This is a genomic window from Heyndrickxia sp. NPDC080065 (genome assembly GCF_050281185.1).
Classification (GTDB): Bacteria; Bacillota; Bacilli; order Bacillales; family Bacillaceae_C; genus Heyndrickxia.
The window spans coordinates 1-26,974 of sequence record NZ_JBNNWS010000003.1 but is presented as its reverse complement, the minus strand read 5'-3'; the positions used below and the strand labels follow the sequence as shown (position 1 = coordinate 26,974).

The 26,974-nt window shown below is 34.9% G+C and carries 23 protein-coding genes; 13 read left to right on the top strand and 10 right to left on the bottom strand.

The genetic code is table 11. The features are described 5' to 3' along the window. The first annotated feature begins 90 nt into the window (after positions 1-90). Positions 91-882, top strand: coding sequence for a lipid II flippase Amj family protein (locus ACQKP0_RS03840; protein ID WP_427404492.1), 792 nt, complete (start codon positions 91-93; stop codon positions 880-882). Positions 883-962: 80 nt separating this feature from the next. On the opposite strand, the gene ACQKP0_RS03835 is transcribed toward ACQKP0_RS03840, so the two are convergent. The 7 genes from ACQKP0_RS03835 to ACQKP0_RS03805 all read right to left on the bottom strand — a co-directional run bounded on the left by ACQKP0_RS03835 (position 963) and on the right by ACQKP0_RS03805 (position 6,982). After that, entirely contained in the window at positions 963-2,108 is a 1,146-nt protein-coding gene (locus ACQKP0_RS03835; protein ID WP_427404491.1) for an ABC transporter permease, read from the bottom strand. Then, positions 2,108-3,229: an ABC transporter permease gene (locus ACQKP0_RS03830; RefSeq protein ID WP_427404490.1), complete on the bottom strand. Its 1,122-nt coding sequence runs from the start codon at positions 3,227-3,229 to the stop codon at positions 2,108-2,110. Before ACQKP0_RS03830 ends, ACQKP0_RS03835 begins: the two co-directional genes overlap by 1 nt. Positions 3,230-3,422: 193 nt before the next feature. After that, positions 3,423-4,361 (bottom strand): ABC transporter ATP-binding protein, encoded by a 939-nt coding sequence (locus ACQKP0_RS03825; RefSeq protein ID WP_427404489.1) that lies wholly within the window; start codon positions 4,359-4,361, stop codon positions 3,423-3,425. A gap of 211 nt (positions 4,362-4,572) precedes the next feature. Continuing rightward, positions 4,573-5,676 carry a sensor histidine kinase gene (locus ACQKP0_RS03820; protein WP_427404488.1) on the bottom strand — a complete coding sequence of 368 codons (1,104 nt, stop codon included), beginning with the start codon at positions 5,674-5,676 and terminating at the stop codon, positions 4,573-4,575. Between the two features lie 2 nt (positions 5,677-5,678). After that, positions 5,679-6,317 (bottom strand): response regulator, encoded by a 639-nt coding sequence (locus ACQKP0_RS03815; protein WP_427404487.1) that lies wholly within the window; start codon positions 6,315-6,317, stop codon positions 5,679-5,681. A gap of 206 nt (positions 6,318-6,523) precedes the next feature. Further along, positions 6,524-6,658, bottom strand: coding sequence for a YjcZ family sporulation protein (locus ACQKP0_RS03810; RefSeq protein ID WP_427404486.1), 135 nt, complete (start codon positions 6,656-6,658; stop codon positions 6,524-6,526). A gap of 150 nt (positions 6,659-6,808) precedes the next feature. Further along, complete coding sequence (locus ACQKP0_RS03805) at positions 6,809-6,982, bottom strand: hypothetical protein (RefSeq protein WP_427404485.1); 174 nt, start codon at positions 6,980-6,982, stop codon at positions 6,809-6,811. Between the two features lie 247 nt (positions 6,983-7,229). Here ACQKP0_RS03805 and ACQKP0_RS03800 point away from each other — a divergent pair, with 247 nt between their 5' ends. The 5 genes from ACQKP0_RS03800 (at position 7,230) to ACQKP0_RS03780 (ending at position 13,088) form a co-directional block, all read left to right on the top strand. Continuing rightward, positions 7,230-7,472 carry a hypothetical protein gene (locus ACQKP0_RS03800; protein WP_427404484.1) on the top strand — a complete coding sequence of 81 codons (243 nt, stop codon included), beginning with the start codon at positions 7,230-7,232 and terminating at the stop codon, positions 7,470-7,472. A gap of 226 nt (positions 7,473-7,698) precedes the next feature. After that, positions 7,699-8,331 (top strand): hypothetical protein, encoded by a 633-nt coding sequence (locus ACQKP0_RS03795; protein ID WP_427404483.1) that lies wholly within the window; start codon positions 7,699-7,701, stop codon positions 8,329-8,331. Positions 8,332-8,388: 57 nt separating this feature from the next. Then, positions 8,389-9,405: a transglycosylase SLT domain-containing protein gene (locus tag ACQKP0_RS03790; protein WP_427404482.1), complete on the top strand. Its 1,017-nt coding sequence runs from the start codon at positions 8,389-8,391 to the stop codon at positions 9,403-9,405. A 384-nt stretch (positions 9,406-9,789) separates the two neighbouring features. Continuing rightward, complete coding sequence (locus ACQKP0_RS03785) at positions 9,790-10,929, top strand: metallophosphoesterase (protein WP_427404481.1); 1,140 nt, start codon at positions 9,790-9,792, stop codon at positions 10,927-10,929. A gap of 278 nt (positions 10,930-11,207) precedes the next feature. Further along, positions 11,208-13,088, top strand: a complete 1,881-nt coding sequence (locus tag ACQKP0_RS03780; RefSeq protein WP_427404480.1) for a S8 family serine peptidase — start codon at positions 11,208-11,210, stop codon at positions 13,086-13,088. A 61-nt stretch (positions 13,089-13,149) separates the two neighbouring features. Here ACQKP0_RS03780 and ACQKP0_RS03775 read toward each other — a convergent pair whose 3' ends face one another. Together ACQKP0_RS03775 and secA2 are read right to left on the bottom strand one after the other, a co-directional pair. Further along, positions 13,150-14,034, bottom strand: a complete 885-nt coding sequence (locus tag ACQKP0_RS03775) for an accessory Sec system S-layer assembly protein (RefSeq protein WP_427404479.1) — start codon at positions 14,032-14,034, stop codon at positions 13,150-13,152. Positions 14,035-14,045: 11 nt separating this feature from the next. Then, positions 14,046-16,409, bottom strand: coding sequence for an accessory Sec system translocase SecA2 (gene secA2 / locus ACQKP0_RS03770; RefSeq protein WP_427404478.1), 2,364 nt, complete (start codon positions 16,407-16,409; stop codon positions 14,046-14,048). Between the two features lie 356 nt (positions 16,410-16,765). On the opposite strand from secA2, the gene ACQKP0_RS03765 reads away from it, so the two are divergent. After that, positions 16,766-17,500, top strand: coding sequence for a WecB/TagA/CpsF family glycosyltransferase (locus tag ACQKP0_RS03765; protein ID WP_427404477.1), 735 nt, complete (start codon positions 16,766-16,768; stop codon positions 17,498-17,500). Between the two features lie 479 nt (positions 17,501-17,979). Next, positions 17,980-19,050 carry a glycosyltransferase family 4 protein gene (locus ACQKP0_RS03760; protein WP_427404476.1) on the top strand — a complete coding sequence of 357 codons (1,071 nt, stop codon included), beginning with the start codon at positions 17,980-17,982 and terminating at the stop codon, positions 19,048-19,050. 254 nt (positions 19,051-19,304) lie between these two features. Here ACQKP0_RS03760 and ACQKP0_RS03755 read toward each other — a convergent pair whose 3' ends face one another. After that, the gene (locus tag ACQKP0_RS03755) at positions 19,305-19,949 is read right to left on the bottom strand and encodes a YigZ family protein (RefSeq protein ID WP_427404475.1); all 645 of its coding nucleotides are present in this window, start codon (positions 19,947-19,949) and stop codon (positions 19,305-19,307) included. A 356-nt stretch (positions 19,950-20,305) separates the two neighbouring features. On the opposite strand from ACQKP0_RS03755, the gene ACQKP0_RS03750 reads away from it, so the two are divergent. The 5 genes from ACQKP0_RS03750 to treR all read left to right on the top strand — a co-directional run bounded on the left by ACQKP0_RS03750 (position 20,306) and on the right by treR (position 26,852). Next, positions 20,306-21,445 (top strand): sensor histidine kinase, encoded by a 1,140-nt coding sequence (locus ACQKP0_RS03750; protein WP_427404474.1) that lies wholly within the window; start codon positions 20,306-20,308, stop codon positions 21,443-21,445. A 162-nt stretch (positions 21,446-21,607) separates the two neighbouring features. Continuing rightward, the gene (locus tag ACQKP0_RS03745) at positions 21,608-22,288 is read left to right on the top strand and encodes a response regulator (RefSeq protein WP_427404473.1); all 681 of its coding nucleotides are present in this window, start codon (positions 21,608-21,610) and stop codon (positions 22,286-22,288) included. A gap of 501 nt (positions 22,289-22,789) precedes the next feature. Continuing rightward, the gene (gene treP, locus ACQKP0_RS03740; protein WP_427404472.1) at positions 22,790-24,193 is read left to right on the top strand and encodes a PTS system trehalose-specific EIIBC component; all 1,404 of its coding nucleotides are present in this window, start codon (positions 22,790-22,792) and stop codon (positions 24,191-24,193) included. A 140-nt stretch (positions 24,194-24,333) separates the two neighbouring features. Beyond that, positions 24,334-26,007, top strand: coding sequence for an alpha,alpha-phosphotrehalase (treC, locus tag ACQKP0_RS03735; protein ID WP_427404471.1), 1,674 nt, complete (start codon positions 24,334-24,336; stop codon positions 26,005-26,007). Positions 26,008-26,135: 128 nt separating this feature from the next. Further along, positions 26,136-26,852 carry a trehalose operon repressor gene (treR, locus tag ACQKP0_RS03730; protein WP_427404470.1) on the top strand — a complete coding sequence of 239 codons (717 nt, stop codon included), beginning with the start codon at positions 26,136-26,138 and terminating at the stop codon, positions 26,850-26,852. The last annotated feature ends 122 nt before the right edge of the window (positions 26,853-26,974 follow it).

The window sequence follows — 26,974 nt, the reverse complement described above, 5'->3', positions numbered from 1 at the left end:
AGTAAATATCGAGTAGGATTTTAACAATCTATACGAATATTGCCTTTCTAAATGATGAATGTATACTTCTTTTTTATTGAGGGGATAAATATGGATTTTAAGTTAATTGAACTCATCGCGTTAACAATAGTGATTCACTTAATTGATACACTTGCCTATTCTGTTAGGCTAAACTCGGTAAAGAGTGGAAAATATGCTCTGTCACTTTCTCTTTTTAACATATTTGTTCTTATTTCTAGAACAGCTAATATGGTTCAAGCTCCTTTAATTGGGATCATTATCGGAAAGTGTATCGCGGACGGAATAGATCCCAAACTGGATATACACCTAGTTACTTTTGCTGCAACGACAGGTACGATACTTGGAATCTTGTTCATTCCAACATTTTTAAAAATTTTTTCGAAAGCGGTGGATAAACTAGATGTAAAAGGATCGGTTCCATCCATTGTTGTTGAAGCATTACATATTAATAATATTAAACGAATGGTAAGAAGTACGACGAAACCACGTAAATCGATGTGGACGAAATTAAGATATAAGGAAATCCCTAAAAGACTTTTACTTTTAAACACCTTTATTACCGCAGTATACACAATCGGAGTACTTTCTGCTTACTATTCCTCCTTTTTTGTTAAAGAGGAGTTTCGTTTAGCTGCTTCTGCTTCATCAGGTATGATTAATGGTGTAGCTGCTATATTATTAACCTTGCTTGTCGATCCGCAATCTGCGATCATTACTGATCAAGCATTAAGAGGAAAACGTCCATATGGAGATGTAAAAGCACTTGTTATTATGTTAATCGCTTCAAAACTATTAGGAACACTCCTTGGACAATTACTGCTTTATCCAGCTGCAAGGATTATTGCAAGCTTCTATTCATAAGATAATGAAAGGGGCTGTCTGACATTTATCAGATAACCCCTTTTTACATATCCAGTTAGATCCAAAATGTCGGTATCTAATTAAACAAAACTTCTCGTATTATTATTTCTTCCAAACTTATAAATTGCAATGAGGAAAAAGGCAGCAGCAAACGCAAAGAGAATCATGATATTTAAATACAAGCTGCCAAATGTACTTCCATCCTGTAATTTTGTTAACGTATCTAATGTCCAGCGTTGTGGCAGGAAGTTTGCGATTTTTTGAATGGAAGCAGGCATTACTTCTACTGGCCAAAAGCATCCTGAAAGCATCACGGTTGGCAGCACGATTAAATTCTGCAATGCTCCTGCAGCACTTCTATTGGTTGCAAACGAAGTAGTGATTAAAGAAATCCCGATAGCAACTAATGCGAATATAAGCATGACTCCAGTGATTTCCCAAAATGGGATTTGCGGATCTATATGAAAAACAGTTGTCATGATCGTTACTGTGATCAAAACTTGTGCGGTCATTACAATCATATTCACAATTACATTAGAGAGTATATATTTTCTTGCATTAATAGGTGTTGACAGTAATCGGAAGTAGGTTCGATTTTCTTTTTCTGAAAGAATGATCTCTGACATGTTTCCTGCGGACAATAACATAACCATGATTAAGAATCCGATCGTTTGATAGGTCATATACTTATTTTTCGACGTATCTGCTAATGAATGAGTTGTTACTTTGAAGTTAGTTTTCTGGAAATTCTCATACATTGTTTTAAACATTGCTTGATTGCCATTCGCAACTTTACTAATCGTCGAAATATTGTTGATATATTGATACAAATAGGATTTTACAAATCCAGTAATTGCAGCTCCTTTAATGGAGGTGATTTGGATATGTTCAGGATTTCCGCTCAATATACTATCAGAATATCCTTTATCAAAGGTAATGACACAATCTATATTCCCAGATGTAATTTTATCCTTTACATCTGTATCATTCAGTTTGGTTATCTTGACATTTTCTGATCCTTTTAAAAATGTGATGGTGTCTGATGTTATCTTGCTTTGGTCATGATTTACCACTCCGACATGAAGGATCATTTTTTGATCTCCTCCATAGGCTAGAAAAGCAATAAAGATCCCAATGAGAGGCAAACACAAATATCTAATAATGTTATTCTTTTTTCGAAAGGTCACACTCAACGTGTTTCGAATTAACCATAGCATATCCTTCATTATAATCCCTCCCGTCTTTGTAAAGAAATCACTGCTATAAGAAAAAATACAATAGCGACTCCGATGTTGAACGTTACTGCAGGAATAGCAGCTGATAAGTCATTCGCATAAATGATTTTTGTTATCGACTGATTTTCCCATGTTAGCGGAGAAAGGTTTGTTATAAACTTCAAGATTCCTCCTGGATTTTCGATTTTAAAATAGGCTCCACCAAAAAATGAGGCTAATTGAATGACCAACATGAGGATAACTCTTGGTCCCGCACTTGATTTAGTTAGAAAGCTGACACCAAGTCCAATGCTGACAGCCATTAAAACCTCTGTTAATAATACGAGGAATACCATTCCGAGATGATCTCCCCAATTCGCTTTATAAACAAACTTACTGAACGCAATAACTAACACGACACACAGTGTATTGATAACGATATTTCCAAGTACTTTTCCAATAAAAATTTCACTTTTGCGTACAGGAGAAGCAATTAATCGATCAGCCGTCTTCCTTACCCTTTCACCAAAAATTAACATACTTGCTGATATCGCTCCATAGAGGGCAATCATCGTCGTTATTACAATTGCATAATAATCCATTGATCCAGGCTGTTTATTAGGCTGTAAGGAAGTTTCTTTAATAAAATCATCTTGTTTCTCATTGGAAATTACTGTTCCAACTTTCTCAGGTGCTACTTTTACTACCTCAGAAGCAATATTGTATTTATCGACAAATGAAGTAAGCATTCCCTGAAGAATACTGCCTTCAATACTGTTTCTTTCATTTAAATACAACTGTAGGCCATTTTGTTTCACTTCAACATATCCATCATATTTGCTTTGTTTTACTTCGTTTTTACCGTCAACATTACTTGGGGCTTTTTTAAAATGAATGCCTGATTTATCCGCGGCCTTAAAAAATGGATCCAAGTACTGAGAAAATTCACCATTTGTCGTATCTTTATATAAAACATTCATATCATCGATCGTAATACTAGTTGTAAATGCATTAGACAATGCTGTTCCGAGTACTAGCATTAATACGAGAGGGAATGCCAGCATGAACACTAATGTTCGAATATCTCGGAAATCACGTTTAATTTCATTCTTGGCGATATTGAAAATATTCAACTGAAGAACCTCCTTTTATATTGTCCAGCTCCAGCGCCTATCGGCTAGCGGATTTCTCCGTCTTCTCCCTACGATAAGTCAACATCGGGTGAAATTTGAAGTGCCAATTTCACTACCTCGCCGTGTTTCATTTATCTCAGTCGAAGCCTACAAAATCCGTACGCTAGAGCTGCGGCGCTTCCGCATTTCTAATTTATTGATCTCTCAGGTTTCTCCCTGTTAAGGTTAAAAAGACTGTTTCTAAGTTTGGCGCTTTTTCTTGTAATGAGCGGATTTCGATATGGCTGTTTATAAAATGCTCGATGATTTTGTTTAAATTATTGACTCCAGTATCAGAGTTAATTTTCACAAGGTTTTCGTCAATTTGAACAGCCTCTACACCACTAATTTCTTTGATAGAATGAGGGTTTACGTTTTTAGTGGACTTCACTTCAATCCATACATCCTTCGTATTTGTAATGATCGATTTAAGCTGTTCTTTCGTTCCTTCAGCGATAATTTTTCCATGATCAATGATTGCGATTCGGGAACAAATTTCCTCAACTTCCTCCATATAATGGCTGGTATAAATGATCGTACATCCCATTTCGTTAAGCTTGCGAACCGATGCAAGAATATAATTTCTTGATTGTGGGTCAATTCCAACGGTTGGTTCATCCATAATAATTAGTTTAGGACGATGGGCGATCGCACAAGCAATATTGAGTCGTCTTTTCATCCCGCCAGAAAAATTCTTTGGATAGCTTTTATGCTTATCTTGTAGTCCGACAAATTGCAGAGCTTCTTCGACTCTGTCATGAAGCTCAGCCCCGCGTAAACCGTATAAACCAGCAAAAAATTTTACATTTTCATAAGCGGTTAAATCTTCATAGATTGCCAAATCCTGTGGTACCATTCCGATATTCATTTTTGCAAATCGACTATGTTTAGTGATGTTTTTTCCAAGAATATTAATCGTTCCATCATTACTGCGAATAAGACCGGCAATCATATTAATTGTTGTACTTTTTCCTGCTCCGTTGGCCCCAAGAAATCCAAAAATTTCACCTTCTTTAATGGATAGAGACATATTATCAACAGCAATAAAATCACTAAATTTTTTCGTTAAGTTTTTAATTTCTAATACGTTCATCTTCTCACCCCTAAATTGTTTGTATGTTGTAAGTATAAAAAAAAGAATGAACGGCGATAAGTGGAATCGTTCACTCTTTTGATATGAATATTTTCATGTTTTTTATATGAGAATTTCATTAGGGCTCTTTTCTTATATGTTATTGCTATATATAAGGCGTTAGTATTTAAAATACATTCCGAAATAGCTATTTTTTTGAAAATAATCTTTATTATTGGATGGGGAGCAGGGTAGTAACGGAAAAACCATGAGTACTATCGACAATTATTTTTCCATTAATGGACGCTGTTCGTTCTTCCATCCCAATGATACCCAAGCCTTTTTTTATTATTTCTGCTCCTTTTCCATTATCCTTTACCTCAACTCGTATCAGCTTGTTTAGTACTTTGAGATCGACTGAAATATGGGAGGCGTCTGAATATTTCATTGAATTTGTTAAAGCTTCCGTGACATTCTCATGGATAATTTTCCATTGAATAGGGGAGATAATGTCTAAATTTCCTTCATGAGTTAATGCCGTTTTTAAATCATGCTTTGCAGAAAATTCATCGATAAACAGCTTCATTCTATGAATCCCAACCTGAGCTGTAGGAGGTTTCATATTTTTTAACGTTAGTCGGATGTTCTCTATTCCATCCTTTGAAATGTTTATTGCATTCTGGAGCAGCTCTGTTGCTTTATCCTTATCGATATTCATTAACCGTTTGGCTGCTTCCATTTGGATTAATGCCCCTGTCATCGAGTGACCGATTTTATCATGGATTTCTTGAGAAATCCGATTACGTTCCTCTAGCTTAAAAGTGTATTCGGATTGCCTTATATATTCATTATTTTCATTTAAGCTTTTCGTTAATTTTTGTATCGCTTTTCGCATCGCATCTATTTGTTTTTCATTTTTTAACATTTGATTAATATACATAGATGTTAGGGTATAAATCGTAAAGCTAATAATGGTTACTAAACCGTAAATAGGTTGTAATGATTCATTTATATAAAAAATTGGGAGGGATGATATTACAAGTATCATCCATCTTTTATCGATAAACCCTGATGTAAATTCAATGAGGGACATTGGCAACAATATAATAAACAAAGGATGCACAACTGAATACGACAGAATTAAAAGGGAGATCGAGAACAACAAAAGAATTCTTTTGATATTTAAGTTTTTAAAAATATAAATAGTAATATTTAGACAAAAATAAAGAAGAATTGAGAAAACAACCCATGATAGGTTGGTGATATCTGCTCGCACACAAGTGATTGCGATAAATACCATCAATGCCAGTTTATTAAAGATGACCCAAAATTCCATTTCTATTCTACTTTCCCAGTAATATAGTAAATCGCAATTTGTGTCCGATGCTCAAGCCCTGTTTTACCTAAAATTGAAGTAATGTAATTAGCAACTGTTCCTTCGGAGATAAACAGATGTTTCGATATTTCTTTATTAGAATATCCCTTTGCAATCAAAGACATAATATCTCGTTCTCTCTCTGTAAACAGCTTTTTATCTATTTTTGTCTCCGTTTCCTTGGTCCCCATTAAATTCGATTTGATTTTATCTAAAATGACATCTTGAATGATGCTGTTACCGTTAAAAACACTTTTGATTGCATCACGAATTCGTTCAGGCTCATTATTTTTTAATAAATATCCCTTTGCTCCATTCTTTACAGCATCCAAAATATATTCATCATCATCAAAGGTAGTTAAAATCAATGGCTTCGTCTTCGTCTGCTTAGAAATTAGTTTTGTTGCTTCCACACCATTCATATTTGGCATCCGAACATCTAGAAGTGCAATATCCACCTCATGGGTTTTACAATAATCCAATGCTTCCTGTCCATCATTCACCGTGGTTAGTACTTCGAATTCATCGTATGTATTTAAAATAATCTTCAAGCCTTCACGGATAAAAGAATTATCATCCGCTATAATCACTTTAATTGTCATAATGATAAGTGGGGAATGGACTCCACACTTCTTCACATCCTTTACACAAAGTTTTTACGTATATATATTATATGCTTAAAATATAGGTGGAAAATATAGAATTGAATACAAATTTTAAAAAGTGAGTGATTCATATATTGCACCTAAACTTGAATATTTAAGTTTAAAAATAATAAAAGAAGCGTCGAAAGACGCTTCGATGTTGTTTAGTATTCTCCGCGCATGAAAGAAGCACCAACAATGATTAATAGAATAAACAACACGACAATTAAAACAAAAGCTGAACCACCGCCATATCCAGTAGATGTAGGATATGCGTAGCCTCCATGACCATAGCCCATAACAACACCCCCTTTAATAAGGATAATTTACTATATGTAGGGGGGATGTCTTTTGAAATGGACAATAGTTTATTGATAGAAATTAAAAATAAATCCACAATTATCATAGACCCTAACAAAGCAATACTCTTATCTTCCTATAGAAACAAATTATTGCTTCTGAAGATAAATAGTTAAATATTCAAGACCAAGTGATAATTTATCATATTCATAAATATTAGGAAAAATGGCAGTACTTCCAGTATTTAAAAGATCAGTAATGGTTTCTTTATAATTCTGTACCTGTAATGTTTGATCTTTTTCAATAAAAATTACCTTAACCATGGAATCCTCCTAAATACCTTTTATACTATAATTTTACTAGAAGTTGACATATCATTCTATATAAAAATTCGAAAATAAGGAAAATATACACAACTTCTCAAAATAGGATTATGCCATTAAATAAAAAAATGTAGTACGACAAAGCCAATTATTAACTTTCTTTTGCTCAAAATTTTTGTACTTAGTAGGAAAAAGTCGTCTCAAAGCTTGACAAGCTGAATAAATTAGAAGAAAAGGGGGAAATACAATGTTCCAAATTTATGATGTAGCTATCATTCCATTAATTATGGGAATTGTAGAGCTATTTAAAAGAGCTGGACTTCCTAATAAATACTCCCCATTTGTCGCAGTAATACTCGGTTTATTATTCGGCTTCTTTTATATTGCAGACAATGTCAAAGAAGGAATTATTGTCGGACTCATGTTTGGCTTATCGGCAAGTGGGTTATACAGCGGTTCAAAAAATCTAACAAAGAGCAATGATAAATAGCCATTGCTACTTTTTTTGTTTTTTCATTAATAATCGTTTAATAGTATTGCCTGGGAAATTTGATGATTTAGCGATGAATTTGTCGAATAAGATAATGGTTGTGAATTTTTTCCTGCGTAGGATTTTTATTAAAATGGCTTTGTTAAAAAATAACAAAGCTATTAAAAATAACAATAAAAAATAGTATAATAGTTTATTATAATTTGAAAATTCGGGGTGAGATCTATTGAAACTTTTTCGATCAGCTGCAATATTTGGTTTGTTTTTGATGCTATTTTGTATTTTGGGTCAAAATAGTGCTTTTGCGGCAAGTAAAACAGATACACTTGTCAATAATGCGATAAAAGCTGGGAAAACTCTTACAAATGTCACGACAGTAGAGAAAAAGGCAAATGGTAAAAGTATCCCTACAAAGGAATACAATGCAGCTGTTAAAGCATACAAATCTGCAAAATCGGCCGTGAATAAGCAGTCTGCAAAACAAAAGAAGACTAATCTTTCGAAGCTGAAGACAGTAAACACTCAAATCACACGTGGAAAAAAATACATCGATGCCGTTACATACGGTAAGAAAATAGCGCAAAAAAAAGCAACTTTAGATAAATATGTGAAAACTGGAAGCACGAAAGAAATGCTGAATACATATTCGTCTTTATTAAGTGACATAAAAAAATACTCACCAAAATTTGATGCAGTATACGGTAAGAAAACTCGTGATACGATAAAAAAGCTATACAAAACACCTGCAGATAAAATCATCAAGGACCTTAATTATCCTGTTACCGTCAAAAAATCTATCAATGAAACGACAAAGCTAATCAAGGAATCTGCATCATCTAGTAAACTAGCTGCGCAATAATATAAAATTGTTTTATACATTGACTTTATTCCTCAAACAAAATTAAAGCAGCAGATTTTGACAGAACTGAAAAAATTGAACGATTCCATCCCAGCTAAGCTGAAAACAGGGAAGTTTGCTGATTATGTTTTAATGGAAACTCAATATGAAAAACTAAATTCGCTTATTTCAAAATGGAAATCAGATGAACAAGTTCCGGGAATTCATGATAATTTAAAATCTAAAATTTCATCAATTAGTTCAAACTCAGATAAAGCCCTATTGCAAAAGCGACTAACGGTTATTATGGATCGTTTGAAGATAACAACAAAAGAGCTAAAAGGTTTGCTAACAAAAGCAGCAAGAGAAAAAGGGATTCCTCCTGAAGTGGTGAAATCTATCGCCATAACAGAGAACGGTAATTTATCCCAGTTTTTGCCGAATGGAGAGGTTTTTAAAAGCTTTGATAATGGTTATGGCATTATGCAGGTAACACCACTATCTGATGAAGATCAAAGCATTGATGATTGGAAATCGATTAAATATGATCTTTCCTACAATATCCAGAAAGGTGTAGAAATTTTGTCTGAAAAATGGAAATATTCTTTCCTTCCTAAAGTTAATAATGGGGAAGTCAATATTTTAGAAAATTGGTATTTTGCGATAATGGCCTATAATGGTTTATCTGATAAAATAAATGATCCAAACAAAGCAGCTAATCCCTACCAGATTAAAGTCTATGAATATATGAAAAATCGAACATTTATGGATCCAGATATCGTGAAACCAAAGGATGCTGCTTTCACAGTAAATCCGTTGCATTTCGATAAAATGGAAGTAGTTACGGATTATCAAACAAAATCAACCCAGCTTTATAAAAAGAATGATCAAATAACCATCTCATCTACTGCAAACTTTCGAACAATACCATCAACCGTAAACAATACACCTAAAGCATTTCCGAAAGGAACAAAGGTAACGATCCTAGATGATCCAATTGAAGACGATAATCCAGCAAATCTATTTATATGGTACAAAGTTTCCATTGCAGGAGAAAAAGGTACATGGTATGTTGCATCATTCAATTTAAAATAAACGAACGAGGCGAGATGCCTCGTTTTTTTATTCTGGCTGTTTTCGTAAAGTTTGTTGATTTTTTGTTGATATTTTATTAACAATCTGAGTTGATTGTAGCGGAGGACACTTGACTCCTGCGGGAAAAAGAGGGAAATGGGAGACCCCACAGGCGGTAACGCCGAGGAGGCTCCCATCCCTCCCCGCGGAAAGCAAGTGTCTGGAGTGGAAATCAACGGACTAAGTTTATTGTCTAAAAACAACAATTTATACAAAAAGACATTTATTTTAAATTAAAACTTAAGACTAATTACAAAACTTTCCCCTTATTGGAATGTTTTCTTAGGAAAATGCAAAACATAAATCCACTATTATTTTTTGTACACGAAGGGATGAATAAGCCCTATGAAAAGACTAATGCAAGTTTTATTAATCAGTTTCATTTTATTTAGTGGCAATACAGTATATGGAGTCGGACAGTCTGGACTTGTAGATATGCGAATCATGGAAACAACGGATCTACACGGTAATATTGTTGACTATGATTACGTTGAAAATAAAAAGACCGTAGAATTTGGGTTAGCCAGAACAGCGACACTAATTAAACAGGCTAGGAAAGAAGTTCCCAATACACTTTTGTTCGATGATGGGGATTTATTGCAAGGGAATCTTTTAGCAGAATATGTAGCATTGATTGATCGATTTCGAACGGAACCCGTTCATCCCATGATTAAAGTAATGAATGATCTTCGCTATGATGCAGCAACTCTCGGAAATCATGATTTTCATTATGGGCTTGATTTTTTATACCGGACTATATCAGACGCAAAGTTTCCTTTTGTTAATGCCAATATGTATTTTAATGATCATCAACCGTATAATTTTAATGCAATCAATATGTTTAAGCCGTATGTTATTTTAAATAAAAAAGTTATAGATAGAAATGGAAAAAAACACCTTATTAAAGTAGGGGTAATCGGATTTGTTACACCCGCTGTTGTTAAGTGGGAAAAAAAGGGGCTTGCTGGAATGGCTAAAGTAATGGATATTGTCGATTCAGCAGAAGCCTTTGTTCCGAAAATGAAGGCAGAAGGTGCAGATATTATTATTGCGTTAGCCCATACCGGTTTTGATGCTACTGCGAAGGCATATGAAAAAGCAATGAATGCTGTGTATCCATTAAGCTTTGTACCAGGAATTGATGTCATCTTATTTGGGCATCAACATAAGGTTTTTCCTGATAAATCGAAATTGAAGGGGATTGCGGGTGTAGATACAGATACTGGTACGATCAATGGTGTACCTGCTGTTGAAGCGGGAAGCTGGGGGAATTACCTAGGGATGGTTGATCTTACCCTTCAAAATACGAACGGTCTCTGGAGCATCGTCCACTCAAAATCAATAGTCAAACCTATCTTCAAAATAGAGAAGGGAAAGATAAAGCCTTTAGTTAAAGCAGATCAAAAAATATTGAATGAAGTAAAAGAAATCCATGAGAAAACGATGCAATATAGTCGAAGGATAAGTCATACCAAAGTAGATTAAGCAGAATTGGAGAGTGTCTAATAATGTGTGAACTTGTAAGCTAAGCACATTATTAGATACTTTTTTTAGACTTACAAATGAAAAAAGTATAAGAACAAATAAAATATTCCTTCTATGAGTCATTAGTGATGGGATTCGTGATAATATGATGATAGTTGTTTTCTTAAAAAACGTGCAATTTCGAAAACGTTTCAAACCCTAATATGGTTTGGTATCCGGTCTTTTTCTTAGAAAAAGAGCCTAGATAATAAATGTTTACTAGCTATGGAGGTTTCTATATGAGGAAAAAGCTATTCAAAATTGTAACTGCATTGGCAATGACAGCAATCATCATTAATCTTGTGCCTGGCCTTGCAAATGCCCAAGAAAGTTTAGAAAGGTTTAAAAAAAGTTATTCGACGACTTCGAAAGGAAGTAGAGTTTTTTCCTCTATTAACCTATCAAAAGTAAAAGATCGTCAAATTATTATTCGGACAAAAGCAAGCAAAAAGACATTAACAGATGTATTTGGCATTAAATTTTTAAGTACTCATAGTATTCTAGAATCAAAAGATTTATTTATTGTTAGAGTTCCTGAAAAGTTCAATTACTCTACTGTTTTAATGAAACTAAAGGAATCACCATTCATCATTTCGGCAGAACCTAACTATTTACAAGAACGTAAAGATATTAGAATTCCTAATGATGAATTTTATAAGGAACAATGGTATTTAAAAAAAATTGGGGTAACATCTATTTGGCAGCAAATCGATCCTCTCGCTAAGCCAGTTGTCGTAGCTGTTCTTGACACTGGAGTAGATAAAAATCATCCTGATTTAGAAGGTCAAGTACTTGAGGGATATAATATACCTAACCATAATCATAAAACAAATGATCAAGACGGACATGGAACAGCTGTCGCGGGGACTATTGCTGCGAAAATGAATAATAAAATTGGAATAGTTGGCGTAAATCCCTTTGCGAAGATTCTCCCTGTTCGAATTGGTGATGAGGATATATCAGATGCAGACTCAATAGCTGGAATTTATTACGCAATAAAACATAAAGCAGATATTATCAATTTGAGCTATGGGGGACCTGAGTATAATGAAGAAGAACATAAAGCAGTATTAACTGCAGCGGCGCATGGAATTTTAGTTGTAGCTGCATCGGGAAATGGAAATGATTTTGGAATAGGGGGACCGGTGGACTATCCCGCAGCCTATCCAACAGTTTTAAGTGTAGGGTCCACAAATAAAAAAAATATCGTTTCGAGATTTTCAAACTATGGTCCACAGCTGGATCTAGTGGCTCCAGGAGAATCAATAAAAACATTAGCATTAAATAAGAAGTATGATGTTGAAGATGGAACCTCTTTTTCAGCCCCAATCGTTAGTGGGGTAGCATCTCTGTTAAAAGCTGCCTATCCTGATATGCCAGCTAATGTAATAGAATATTTACTTGAAAAAGGAGCAACACGTTTAAATAGTAATTCGATTCTCTGGACCATGAAATCCGGATATGGAATGGTGAATGCATTAAATGCCTTTAAAGTAGCTATGCCTAATTTAACAAATGCTGCTGGCAAGACACGAGAAACTGCAAAATCTATTGCACTTAATAAATCCTATTCGGATAAATATGATTTACCTTTAGATTCCGACTGGTATAAGTTAAAGGTTACAAAAAAAATGAAGATAAAAGTAGTATTGAGTGCTGTGTCTAATATGGATGGAGTCATTTGGATGGACAAGTACTCAAATGGCAAAGTCATTATGGAGAAGCCTTACAACACAGGAAAGTTAGGTAAAAAACTTAGCTATACATATAACGTAACTCCAGGAACGTATTATTTTGAAATTCTTGAAGCAAATAATCATTGGTCGACTAAACCATATAACTTTAAAGTGACTGAAGTAGATACAACACCACCTTCAGCTCCAAAGGTCAATCGTTTTACAAACAAGGATACAAAGCTTACTGGAAATGCAGAAAAAGGGGCAAAGCTGATATTAAAAAAAGGGAAAACTGTTATAAAGACTGGGATAGCAACATCGAAATCTACCTTCTCCATCCCAGTAAAACCACAAAAAGCAGGAACTGTCCTTTATATAACAGCAACCGATGCTGCGGGGAACCAAAGTAAAGCAACAAAGATAATAGTAGTAAAGGAAAAGTAATATAAGGGCTAGACCAATAATGAGGTCTAGCCCTTATATTATTTAGCTCCAACGCTTTTAGTTATCCCTGCTGAGGAGGATATGCCTTCCATGTAGAAAAATCAGGCTGTTCTTTTTGCACTAGCGCTCCCGGAAAAATAAATGTCCAAGGTTTACTAGTATTTGCTTTTACCTCGAAGTCCTCTAGCTTAAAACCACCTGATGCAATAATATCTCCTGAAGCATCTTCAATAATGAGTGGCAAGGATTCAATGTTAATATTTTTATCTGATCCATTGCGAATTAATAAAGTGATATGTAAATCACCAGTTTCCTTATGAATCGCTTGTAGGCCCATAAAATTCACTTCACCTGGTTTTGGCGGCTGTAGTGAAGAAACTAGATTCTTTAATTTCTCTTTTTCTTCTTCTGGAAGACTTTGCTCCCAACTGCTTGCCAAGTCTAAAGAATGCTCTTTCTTTAATTCGAAGGCAAGCTGCCAACCATCCTGTGGAATGGAGGTAGTATAAATCTCATGAGGTGAAAAAATGAAATGCCATGGACGACTGCTTCTTGGTGGAAGCTCCTCAATCTCACTTAAATCAAAAACCTTACTAGCGATCCGTTCGCCATCTGGGCCAATTAAAACAATCGGTACCGAATCGAATTGAATGGCTTTATTTAAACTGCTTCGTACAAAGGCTGTAACGATAAGATTCCCTTCATCATCTGTGTTTAATTCAATTCCAGACAATGAAACTTGATTAGGTTTCAGTGGTTTGTTTTCATTATTAAGAAACCGAAGAACATATTCCTGTTCATCCGAATCTAACCAATCTGGCAAAATTGATAGTTCTGTTTTTACTTCATCATTCTCATTTTCACTAACAATTTTTTCATCGAGTAATTCTTCAGATGAAATAATACTTTCTTTTCCGCGATTCTTTTTTTTACCGGTAAAAAACATAAAAGAGCCCCCTAATCTTCAATTTGAACTTCCAAACTTGCTTTCACATGCTCACTTACAATGATGCAAATATCTTCTTCAATTTGATAGTACGTATTTGTAAATTCTTGAAGACCCTCTTTTTGATAGATTTGAATCGGATCATCTTGACTATAACTTCTTAAGCCGATTCCCTCTTTCAGCCTAGTCATTGCTTCTAAATGCTCATTCCAATACATATCGATCGTTTGCAGCATTTCATATTTTATTTCATGGAAGAACGTAGAATCACTTTCATGATTTTCTTTTAACATTTGCAGTGATTGATCTAAGCAGGTCATCAAAAAGTTTTTGAAATCATCAATATCTTTTTCCAAGTTATCCGCATCAAATTCAATCGTAGAAACCAACTGTACTTTATACAGTAAATCTTCTAGTTGTTCTTCACTTAGCTCATCTTTACTGAAAAATTCTTGTTTATAAAAATCAATTAAGTTTTCATACGTTTTTTGAATATAGTCAAAAAGGTGATCTGTTTCTAGAATGGTATCCCTATTTTTATAAACAATATTTCTTTGTTCATTAACAACATCATCAAGTTTAAGGGTGAATTCACGTGCGGAGAAATTGCTTCCTTCACATAATCGCTGCACCCGGTCAATAAACTCATGGATATTTTTATTTAAAATTAAACCATTTTCATCCATACGAAGTGATTTTCGTAACTTTTCTAGCTGTTCAAAGCCAAAACGTTGAATTAATTCATCCTCAATTGAAATGAAAAATTGACTGGATCCCGGATCTCCCTGTCTTCCTGCACGCCCTTTTAATTGGTTATCAACACGTCTACTCTCATGTCGTTCGGTACCGATTACGCATAAGCCACCTAATTCTGCGACGCCTTCACCAAGTAAAATATCCGTACCTCTTCCAGCCATATTTGTAGCAATCGTAATTTGATTTTTTTGACCAGCAACAGAAATCAGTTCAACTTCCTGTTCGACGCTTTTTGCATTTAATAATTGGAATGGGAGTTTGGCTTTTTTTAAATATTCGGCTACTGTTTCGGATTGTTCGATGGAAGTCGTTCCAATAAGAACAGGCTGGCCATTTGCATGACGGAAAGCTACTTCTTTTGTCATCGCTTCATATTTTTGGACGATCGTTTCAAAAACGAGGTCGTCCTTATCAATTCGCTGCTTCGGTTTATTTGTCGGTATTTGGACAACATCCATCCCATAAACCTGCTGTAATTCCTTTTCTTCGGACTTAGCTGTTCCTGTCATTCCTGATAAAATTGGGTACATTCTGAAATAGTTTTGGATCGTTATCGTCGCTTGCATTTTATTTTCTTCAGTAAGCTTTAAGCCTTCTTTTGCTTCAATCGCTTGATGAAGTCCATCACTTAAGCTTCTTCCTTCCATCACACGTCCAGTAAATGAATCGATCAGCTCAATTTTCCCGTCATGAACAATATAATCGACATCTTTTTTGAAAACGACTTCTGCACGTAATGATTGAATCATGTAATGATACAATGCTTGATGCTCTAAGTCGTATAAATTATCAATTGAAAATGTATTTTCAATTTTGGTTATTCCTTCCTCTGTATAGCTAACTGCTTTTGATTCTAAATCGAAAGTATAATCCACTTTACTTTTTAATCTTTTTACTATTTGGGCACAAATAGTAAATAATTCAGAATTCAAACTAGCTTTTCCTGCAATAATCAGAGGTGTTTTTGCCTCGTCAATGAGAATGCTGTCTACCTCATCAATGATGGCAAAGTGATATGGTCTTTGAACTCGCTGATCGGGGTCCAAAATCATATGATCCCTTAAGTAGTCAAATCCAAATTCTGTTCCAATTCCATATGTAATATCCGCCGCATAAGCTTCTTGTTTTTCATGTGGTTGCATATCAGCAAGATTAATTCTTACCTTTAAACCAAGAAATTCATGGATTTGACCATTAATTTCTTTATCACGTTTTGCTAAATATTCGTTAACAGTTATTATATGAACACCTTTTCCTTCAAGAGCTCTTAAATAACTTGGCAACGAAGCGACAAGTGTTTTTCCTTCTCCTGTCGGCATTTCAGAAATATTTCCTTCAAGCAGTGCGAGCCCTCCGATTAATTGAACATCGTAATGGCGCATACCGAGGATTCTTTTTGATGCTTCACGAACTACTGCAAAAGCCTCTGCTTTAATATCCTCAACTGTTTTTCCATTCGCTAGGAGTGTTTTAAAATAGGTTGTTTTTTCTTTTAACTCTTGATCTGAAAGCTTCTCAAACTCTGATTCTAATCTATTAATTTGGTCAACAACCTTTTGATATTTTTTAATCGTGCGTTCCTGAGGATTGTTAATCGTTTTTTTTAGGTATGAAATCATTATTTACTCTCCTTACAGACTGGTAAAATTATTATAACATAGTTAAATATTATGGAGATAAGTAGAATTATATGGGAAAAGGTCGAAATATATCAATAAAAACTAATTTATTCCCTCATATATAATAAAACAATGTTTAAGGGAAAACGAGCATGGTATAAACTTATCGTTATGACAAATTATCTAGAATCGTGATAAAAGAATAGTCCAAATGGAACAAAAACAGATGCTCAGGTTGTTCTTTTTATGTTATATTATGTGAAATATTACGTTTTCATTATAAGATGAAATTTTTAAGTAAATATTAAACAAAATGATGTATGATTACTTTTAGATTTGCTGTAAGGGGAATAATGATGAAGAGTGTTCAAAATGTACCAATTCTTGGTGTACCAATTTTACATACAACGAAAGAGAATTTTATTGATTTAATACATGAAAGAATAAAACTTGAAAAAAAGACTTTTATCGTAACGGCCAATCCAGAAATAGTTATGATGGCAAATGAAAATAAAGAATTTATGAATTATCTTCAAAAAGCTGATTTTATTACTCCTGATGGAATTGGTATTGTAAAAGCTTCGAAATGGTTAAACAAGCCACTGCCTGAAAGAGTGCCCGGCTTTGATACGATGAAGGATCTACTAGCACTTGCTAACCGAAACCATTATCGAGTGTATTTTTTAGGAGCTAGACAAGAAGTATTAGATCAATTAATTCAGATAACAGGCAGGGAATACCCTGAGATGAAAATCGTAGGAGCCCATAATGGCTTTTTTGATTGGCAGGATAGTCAAATTCTTGAAGAAATTCAACAGCTAAAACCAGATCTTATTTTTATAGCACTTGGCGCTCCTAAGCAAGAGCAGTGGATATCTCAACACATTGATCAATTTGAAAAAGGCATTTTTATGGGAGTGGGAGGGAGCTTCGATGGGATAGCTGGGGTTGTACCCCGTGCACCTGAAATATGGCAAAAGCTAAACATTGAATGGCTTTATCGACTTTTTCAGCAGCCTTCCCGCTGGAAACGTATGCTGGCCATCCCGCAATTTGTCCTAAAGGTTTGGGGACAAAAAATAAAAAGATAAACAGTTGGTATGAAGTCTTCGTGGATATTCATTTTTTAGGATTTTATTATTGCTTTCAAAAAAATAAGTGTAAGGAAAAAGCTTTTTATCATTTTTTCATCATTTTCTAATCTTCCTTGTATATAATAAGAAATTAGGGATTAGTTAATTTTTCTATATCTTCTTAGATGGACTATGGTATAATTCATTTGACTTGCAAAATTTGACGATTTAACTAGAAATTTAGATTGAAATTTTTATAGATTGAATAATTTTAAGTGTTTACATAAAGATGGTACCTTTTAAATTACGGGTAGATACCAACTATTATTAGTTCCGGTGCATCTTTTAAAAGAGGCTTATCCTCATAGTTAGGATATAGTCGATCAAAACTATTGATTCAAAAGCAAGATTCAGAAAAGTGCCTAATTATTTAAGGTGATTTCTTCCTGTTGTTATTGGCTTTACTTTTGGGCATTATATCGTTAAGGAGGATTAGAATGATATATTGGACGCTTGTTTTATGTTTTCTATTATCGATACTGTTAACTCCTTTGATTGGAAAACTTGCCGTTAAATTGGGTATAACTGATAAACCGAATAGTCGAAAAGTTCATCAGAAAAATATGCCGCTCATTGGCGGGCTAGCTATATATATTAGTTTTATTGTTGGGTATTTTATATTAAGACCTATACCGGAACATAATGATGGTGTGTCTAATCCACTGTGTATTATAATTGGTAGTCTTATCATAATCATTACTGGGATTCTCGATGATAAGTACGAACTATCGCCAAAGTTAAAATTACTCGGGCAAATTTTAGCTGCGGTTGTTGTAGTTGTTTTGGGCGGAGTAGAAATTAATTTGATTAACCTTCCTTTTGGTGGAAAAATCGAATTGGGATTTTTTTCAATTCCATTAACGATTTTTTGGATAGTGGCTGTTACAAATGCCATCAATTTAATTGATGGATTAGATGGATTGGCAGCAGGTGTTTCCTCGATTGCGCTGATTACGATTAGTGGAATGGCGATCATTATGGGAGATATGTTTGTTGCTGTATTAGGCGGAATTTTATTAGTAAGTACTTTGGCGTTTTTAATTTACAATTTTCATCCTGCGAAAATATTTATGGGTGACACCGGTGCATTGTTTTTAGGTTATATGATTTCTGTCTTATCTTTGCTCGGTTTTAAAAACGTTACATTTATTTCCTTGATTATTCCGGTTATTATTTTAGGTGTACCACTTTCAGATACCTTCTTCGCGATCATTCGCCGAGTATTAAATAAACAGCCGTTTTCAATGGCAGATAAATCCCATTTGCATCATTGCTTATTGCGTGCAGGATTTTCTCACCGTCAAACAGTCTTGATTATTTATGCAATGGCTGCATTATTTGGATTAGCAGCAATTATCTTTTCGATGTCAACGATGTGGGGATCCATAATCCTTATTACGGTGCTATTGCTCAGTATCGAATTATTTGTGGAAGCAATCGATTTAGTTGGGGAGAATTACAAACCACTTTTAAAATATGTAAAACCAAAAAGATCAACAAACCAGTAAAAATAAATAACATATAAAGGACCAGTATCAAAAAACTGGTCCTTTTTTCAAAAGGTAAGAAAGTATAAAATTTACTAAGGATATTAGGCATGAAAAGTGTCTGCTGTGTCTAGCTCCAGCGCCTATCGGCTAGCGGATTTCTCCGTCTTCTCCCTACGATAAGTCAACATCGACTCGTCCCTCGTCGTGTCTCCTTTATCTCAGTCGAAGACTACAAAATCCGTACGCCGATGAGCAAGGCGCTTACGCTTTTCTTAAGTATTAACTTCAAACTCAAACTCCAAGTATAGTGCTTCACCTTCGATAATTTCAGCTTGACCATTCGTTAGTTCGGTCATCCAATTGATAAATTCCTCTGTTTGTTCCTCTTCTACAAAAGTTTCAATTTCCACATGATCTAAATAATTGATGTTTTTGATTTGATAGATAGAGGAACGTAATTCATTTTCAACTTTACCAAGCCATGTATAGTCAATCTTCGTTTGGACGATACTCATTAGCTTTCTTTCGACTACACCAGTAGCATTAATACCTTCCGAAGTGCACTTTCCGTAAGCTCTAATTAAACCGCCGGTACCTAATTTAATTCCGCCAAAATAGCGAGTAACAACAACGACTGTGTCCTTAAGATCGCGCTTCTTCAGTACTTCAAGCATCGGTACACCCGCTGTACCACTTGGTTCTCCATCATCATTCGCTTTTTGAATTTGATTTTGCTGCCCTATCATATAAGCGGAGCAATTATGTGTAGCATTCCAATGCTTTTTTTTAATTTCTTGAATAAAGTTAAGTGCCTCCTCTTCCGTTGTAGCACGATGAACATGGGCAATGAATCTCGATTTTTGGATAATAATTTCGTGTTCCCCATCACCTTTTACCGTAAAATATTGTTTTAGCATAAAGTCACTCCTAAATAAAACGGTTATCCATATTGTCTACTATACATAATTATAGAAATTATTTAAATCCACGCGAATTCATTTTTAAAGGTTCAGCTTTTTTAGACTTGTATATATTTTACGAAATCCCCCTTTTTAAATGATATTATGAAAATTGTAGTGATATAATGATAGTGGGGAAAGAGGGAATCCGTACTTCATTATCGAATATTTAAATAAGAGTATTCATCACTCGAACTTTTAGATTAGGGACTTTTTCCTAACTTTTTATTTGTTTAACATTTCAATTAGTAACATTTAGAAAATAGAGGTAAAATAACTATATTATAGAGTGAATATCTCTTGGAGGAGTAAAGATGACGTTAAAAAAAATCGATGCAAAGACATTGGATCATATATTGGAAAAAATGATTGATACAGTCGATTCTAGTAAAACTGAAATCTTTCATATTGGAGAACAATGTCGCCAAGATTATGAAACTCTGTCCGATGAACTAAAAGAAGTAAAGGTCATGGTATCCCAGACCATTGAAGAAGGCGATGAATTAGAAATAAAGACTCGTCAATCGAGAAGACGTTTATCTGTAGTTAGTCAGCATTTTCGTGACTATACGGAAGAACAGGTTCGAGAAGCATATGAAGCAGCACATAACTTTCAAATGAAACTTTCAATGAATCGGGAATTAGAAAAGCAGCTCAGAAGAAGACGGGATGAATTGGAAAGAAGACTTGTTCATCTTGAGGAAACGATCGATCGTGCTAATCATCTTGTCTCACAAACAAGTGTTGTTTTAAATTATTTAACAAGTGATTTAAAGGAAATTGGAAGCGCATTAGAAGATGCTAAACAAAAACAGGATTTCGGACTTCGTGTCATTGAGGCACAAGAGGAAGAACGGAAACGCCTGTCAAGAGAAATTCATGATGGTCCTGCGCAAATGCTGGCTAATATGCTGTTACGCTCTGATTTAGTAGAAAAGGTATATCGTGAGCAAGGAATTGTCAATGCACTAGAAGAAGTTCGCAGCTTAAAGAAAATGGTGCGATCATCCCTTTCAGAGGTCCGTAGAATTATTTATGATCTCCGTCCAATGGCTCTAGATGATTTAGGTTTAATACCGACCCTCAGAAAATACCTAGAACGAACCGAAGAATATAACAATGGGATAACATTTAAATTTACCAATTTAGGTGATGAATATCGATTACCATCAAAATATGAAGTTGCATTATTTCGGTTAGTACAGGAATCCGTCCACAATGCCATAAAACATGCAGAAGCAACAGAAATCCAAGTAAAAATAGAAATGACACAAAATCGCGTGTATGTCATTATTAAGGACAATGGAAAAGGCTTCGATGTACGAACGAAAAAAGAAGGCTCATTTGGAATTATGGGAATGAGAGAACGCGTTGAAATTATAGATGGTAAAATAACGATAGATTCAAAAATTGGTGTAGGAACAGTAGTAACAATTCAAGTTATGTTTGATTAAGGCGTTTTTCTTAAACTTTGTTGCTATTAATCAATAATCTTTATAACAACTTCCTAATCAGGTTAATGCTCCCAAAAAAGTTTGTCTTTTATCCAATTTTTACTTTAAAAAACATTGAAATAAGCCTTTATAAAAAGCATTGATAAAGTAGGAGGAGAAAATATGACTACAAAAATCGTCATTATTGATGACCACCAATTGTTTCGCGAAGGGGTAAAAAGAATTTTAGAATTTGAAAAAACGTTTGAAATTGTCGCAGAAGGCGATGATGGGTCAAGCGCTCTTCAATTAATTGAACAAACGAAGCCTGATGTTGTCTTGATGGATATCAATATGCCAAATAAAAATGGAATTGAGGCAACACGTCAATTAGTAGAATCCTATCCTGATACAAGAGTTATCATTTTATCTATACATGATGATGAAAATTATGTCACTCATGCCTTGAAAACAGGAGCAACTGGATATCTATTAAAAGAGATGGATTCAGATGCTCTAATCGATGCAGTAAAAGTTGTTGCAGACGGGGGCTCATACCTACATCCAAAAATTACTCGTAATCTAGTAGAAGAGTTTCGTCGTCTAGCGAATAAGCAAAATACTGGAACAGGCTATCAACAGCCAGAAGTGGTAAGACCACTCCATCTCCTCACACCACGTGAATGTGAGGTACTACAATTATTAGCTGACGGCAGAAGTAACCGTGTCATCGGTGAAACATTATACATAAGTGAAAAAACGGTTAAAAACCATGTCAGCAACATCTTACAAAAAATGAATGCCAATGACCGCACCCAAGCAGTCGTATCCGCCATCAAAAACGGCTGGGTCGAAGTCCGATAAATCAAAGGAATACTCCTCTAAAAAATAGAGGAGTATTTTTTTGATTTTATCGGTGCCTGACACCCTTCGTGGACAAATGGGGTATTTTTCCGCCTGAGATGGACACTTTCCCATTTATTGTTAACGAAGCGATACTTATTCTTTAAAATTTATGTTGACTAACCTGTATATACAAGTTAATATAAAATCATAAGTTCTAACTTGTATATACAGGTAATAAGAATGTAATGTAAGCGGTTTAGTATATTGCTATTTTATTATTTTTAAGTTTTTCTTTTTTAAATAAAATGAAACCGCCTACAAAATAATTTAACCGTTTTCATTAAGGTTCTTTTCTCAATAATTGTTGCGTTATAAAATAAGATACTCATCCATTAGCAAAGCGAACGAGCTTTTTTCTATAACAATATCTATTTCTTTTTCCTGGGAGTACACTTTATTTTCAAACGAGCAATTAAAAAAAGAGCCATTAATAGAAACGAAAAGGAGGAGGATGGAGAAATGAGTGTCAACAAACAATCGGTTGAACAAATTGTCGCTGCGATTGGCGGAAAAGAAAATATTGCTGCCGCTACACATTGTGTCACACGTTTACGTTTTGCGTTAAAAGATGAAAGTAAAGTGGATAAGGATGCACTTGAAAGCATTGATCTTGTTAGAGGCTCTTTTTCAACAAATGGTCAATTTCAGGTGGTTATTGGTCAAGGAACCGTTGATAAAGTGTATAACGAAATGGTTCGCCTTACAGGTATCGGGGAATCGTCAAAGGAAGAGCTGAAAGATGTTGCAGCACAAAAGTTAAACCCACTTCAACGTGCTGTGAAAACACTTGCAGATATATTTATCCCAATATTGCCAGCAATCGTAACAGCCGGTTTATTAATGGGAATTAACAATGTACTAACTGGTCAAGGAATTTTCTTTGATAAAAAATCACTCGTTGAGGTATATCCACAGTGGAATGACTTTGCTAGCATCATTAACTTAATTGCTAACACGGCCTTTACCTTTTTACCAGGATTAATCGGTTGGTCGGCCGTGAAAAAATTTGGCGGAAATCCTTTATTAGGGATCGTCCTTGGATTAATGCTCGTTCATCCAGATCTTTTAAATGCATGGGCTTATGGATCTACAAAGGAAATACCTACATGGAATTTATTTGGACTAGAAATTCAAAAAATAGGCTATCAAGGTCAAGTATTGCCTGTGCTAGTGGCATCCTATGTTTTAGCAAAGCTTGAAATATTCATGAAGAAACGAATACCAGATTCATTTCAGCTTTTGCTAGTCGCACCAATAGCTTTATTAATAACTGGATTTTTATCATTTATCGTCATCGGCCCAATTACATTTGCCATTGCGAATGTAATTACTGATGCTGTAGTAGGAATCTTTAATGCCGCACCGGCAATAGGCGGTATCATTTATGGGTTACTTTATGCACCGCTTGTTATTACTGGTATGCACCATACCTTCCTTGCTGTAGACTTGCAATTAATCGGTTCAACAGGATCGACATTTTTATGGCCGATGGTTTCTCTTTCAAACATTGCCCAAGGTTCCGCGGCATTAGGAATGATGCTTGCAACAAAGGATGAAAAACTAAAGGGATTATCTTTAACTTCAGCAGTCTCTGCCTATTTAGGAATTACAGAACCGGCTATGTTCGGGGTAAACCTCCGCTACCGATTTGCATTCATCGCAGCGATCGTAGGGTCTGCCATCGCGGGAATGATTATTTCCTTAAACGGAGTGAAAGCACCATCCGTTGGGGTAGGTGGATTACCAGCCTTCTTATCCATTTTCCCACAAAACTGGGGAGTATTCTTCATCGGAATGGCCATTGTAATCATCGTGCCATTAGTGTTAACAATCGTCTTTGCGAAAATGAAGAAAACAAACTAAAACTAAATCTTAGGGACATGGAATCAATACACCATGTCCCTATAAAAATTAGACCTGTGGGATAACTGACATCGATTTTTAAATGTATATTTCTCACAGAAACTTAACAAAGCTAAAAATAAAAAAGTGGTGGTATAGAGATGAAGCAGCCTTGGTGGAAAAAAGCAACCGTATATCAAATTTATCCGAAGAGTTTTTATGATACAGATGGGGATGGGTTCGGTGATTTGCAAGGAATCATCCAAAAGCTTGAATATTTGAAAAAGCTAGGAGTGGATGTCATTTGGTTAACCCCCATTTATAGCTCACCGCAAAATGATAACGGCTATGATATTAGCGATTATTACCGAATATATGAGCAGTATGGTACGATGGAGGATTTTGATTTTCTCCTACAAGAGGCCCATGCACGTGGAATAAAATTAATCATGGACATCGTTGTTAACCATACATCTACAGAGCATGAATGGTTTAAACAAGCTTCTTCGTCGAAGGAAAATCCTTATCGTGATTTTTATTTATGGAAAGATCCTTTGTCTGATGGAAGTGCACCAAATAACTGGAAATCAAAATTTGGTGGTTCAGCATGGGAGCTTGATGAAAAAACGGATCAGTATTACTTGCATTTGTACGATGTCACCCAAGCAGATTTAAATTGGGAAAACGAAAAAGTCCGCAATGAGATATATAAAATGATGGGTTATTGGTTTGAAAAAGGTGTAGATGGATTTCGTTTAGATGTAATAAATGTCATTTCAAAAAATCAGGACTTTCCAAATGATCATACTGGTGATGGAAGAAAGTTTTATACAGATGGCCCTAGAGTTCACGAGTTTTTACATGAGTCTAATCGTGAGGTGTTTTCGAAATATAATGCTATGACTGTTGGCGAAATGTCTTCCACAACGATTGATCATTGTATTAAATACACGAATCCTGATCGCCATGAGTTAAGTATGACCTTTCAATTTCATCATTTAAAAGTTGATTACGAAAATGGTGATAAATGGACATTAGCAGATTTTGACTTTATAAAATTAAAGCAAATCCTCTCTACCTGGCAAACGGAAATGTATAAAGGCGGCGGCTGGAATGCTTTATTTTGGTGTAATCATGATCAGCCACGCATCGTATCGCGTTATGGAGATGACGGTCAGTTCTGGAAGAAATCTGCAAAAATGCTGGCTACAACCATCCATATGATGCAGGGCACCCCTTATATTTTTCAAGGGGAAGAGATTGGGATGACTAATCCATCATTTAATCGCTTAGAAAATTATCGTGATGTAGAATCGCTAAATGCATACCAAATCCTTCTTGAAAAAGGCTTGCTAGAGGAAGAGATAATAAAAATTTTAAAAGAAAAATCGCGTGATAATTCTCGTACACCGGTTCAGTGGTCGAATGAAGCAAATGCTGGCTTTACAACGGGGACTCCTTGGATTCGTGTTGCACCAAATTTTCAATCGATTAATGTGGAAAACGCACTGCAAGATAATGACTCCGTGTTTTATCACTATCAAAAATTAATTCAGCTGCGAAAACAATACGACATCATAACTGACGGAAGTTATGAATTGATTTTAGCCGATCATCCATCGATCTTTGCATATATTCGAAATGGACATAATGAAAAATTACTAGTTATCAATAATTTTTACAAGAATGAGACAAGCTTTCAGCTTCCACATGAAATGGATTTAAAAGATTATTCAAGCGAAATCTTAATTTCGAATTATCAAGATTCAAGTACCAATGTTCAAAACATCTCTTTACGACCTTATGAATCAATCGTGTATCACTTGAAAAAATAAGCATTGTTTTTATTTTCAAGTATTTGTACAATAACGTTGAGTATCGGTATAGTATTCTTTTTTCGGAAGGCTTTATAAACTATGCTGTTGTTTCTGAAAAAGTCCTATAACAAAAATGCGGTGATACAATGCGTGAAAATAAATTTTTGGCAATTTACGATGATATAGTTGAACAAATTCAATCAGGTAAAATTAAACCAAACACGAAGCTGCCATCTGAAAACGAGCTAGCTGAACAGTTTGGGACGTCTCGTGAAACCGTTCGTAAAGCATTAAACCTATTGTCTCAAAACGGATATATTCAAAAAATTAAAGGGAAGGGCTCCTTTACCCTTGATGTCGGTAAATTCGATTTTCCGGTTTCTGGACTGATCAGTTTTAAAGAACTAGCAGAGAAAATGGGAAAACCGTGGAAAACAATCGTATACGAACTAGAATCCGGTAAACCAGATGGCTTTATCCAAAAGCAATTAAATATCACGTCGAAAGATCAAGTTTGGAAACTAGTTCGAGCTAGAGAACTCGAAAATGAACGAATTATTTTGGATAAAGACTTTCTCTTACAATCAGTCGTTCCTTCAATGACGAGGGAAATATGTGAAGGTTCGCTATATGAATATCTAGAAGGTTCACTCGGCTTAAAAATCAGCTTTGCGAAAAAGGAAATTTCAGTAGATGAACCAACAGAAGAAGATTATCGTTACTTAGATCTAAAAGACTACAAACACATCGTTGTCGTCAAAAACTATGTGTATTTAGAAGACGCCAGTTTATTTCAATACACCGAATCACGACACCGACTCGATAAATTCCTCTTCGTCGATTTCGCACGAAGAGGCCACTAAAAGCATCTGCCAAGCAGATGCTTTTTGTATGTGTGCCAGGCATGGCAACTATCTAGGTGGTGAAAGTCCACTGTGGGGGTACACATCAGCCAACCACTAAGGAAGCGCAAGGTACTTGCCGT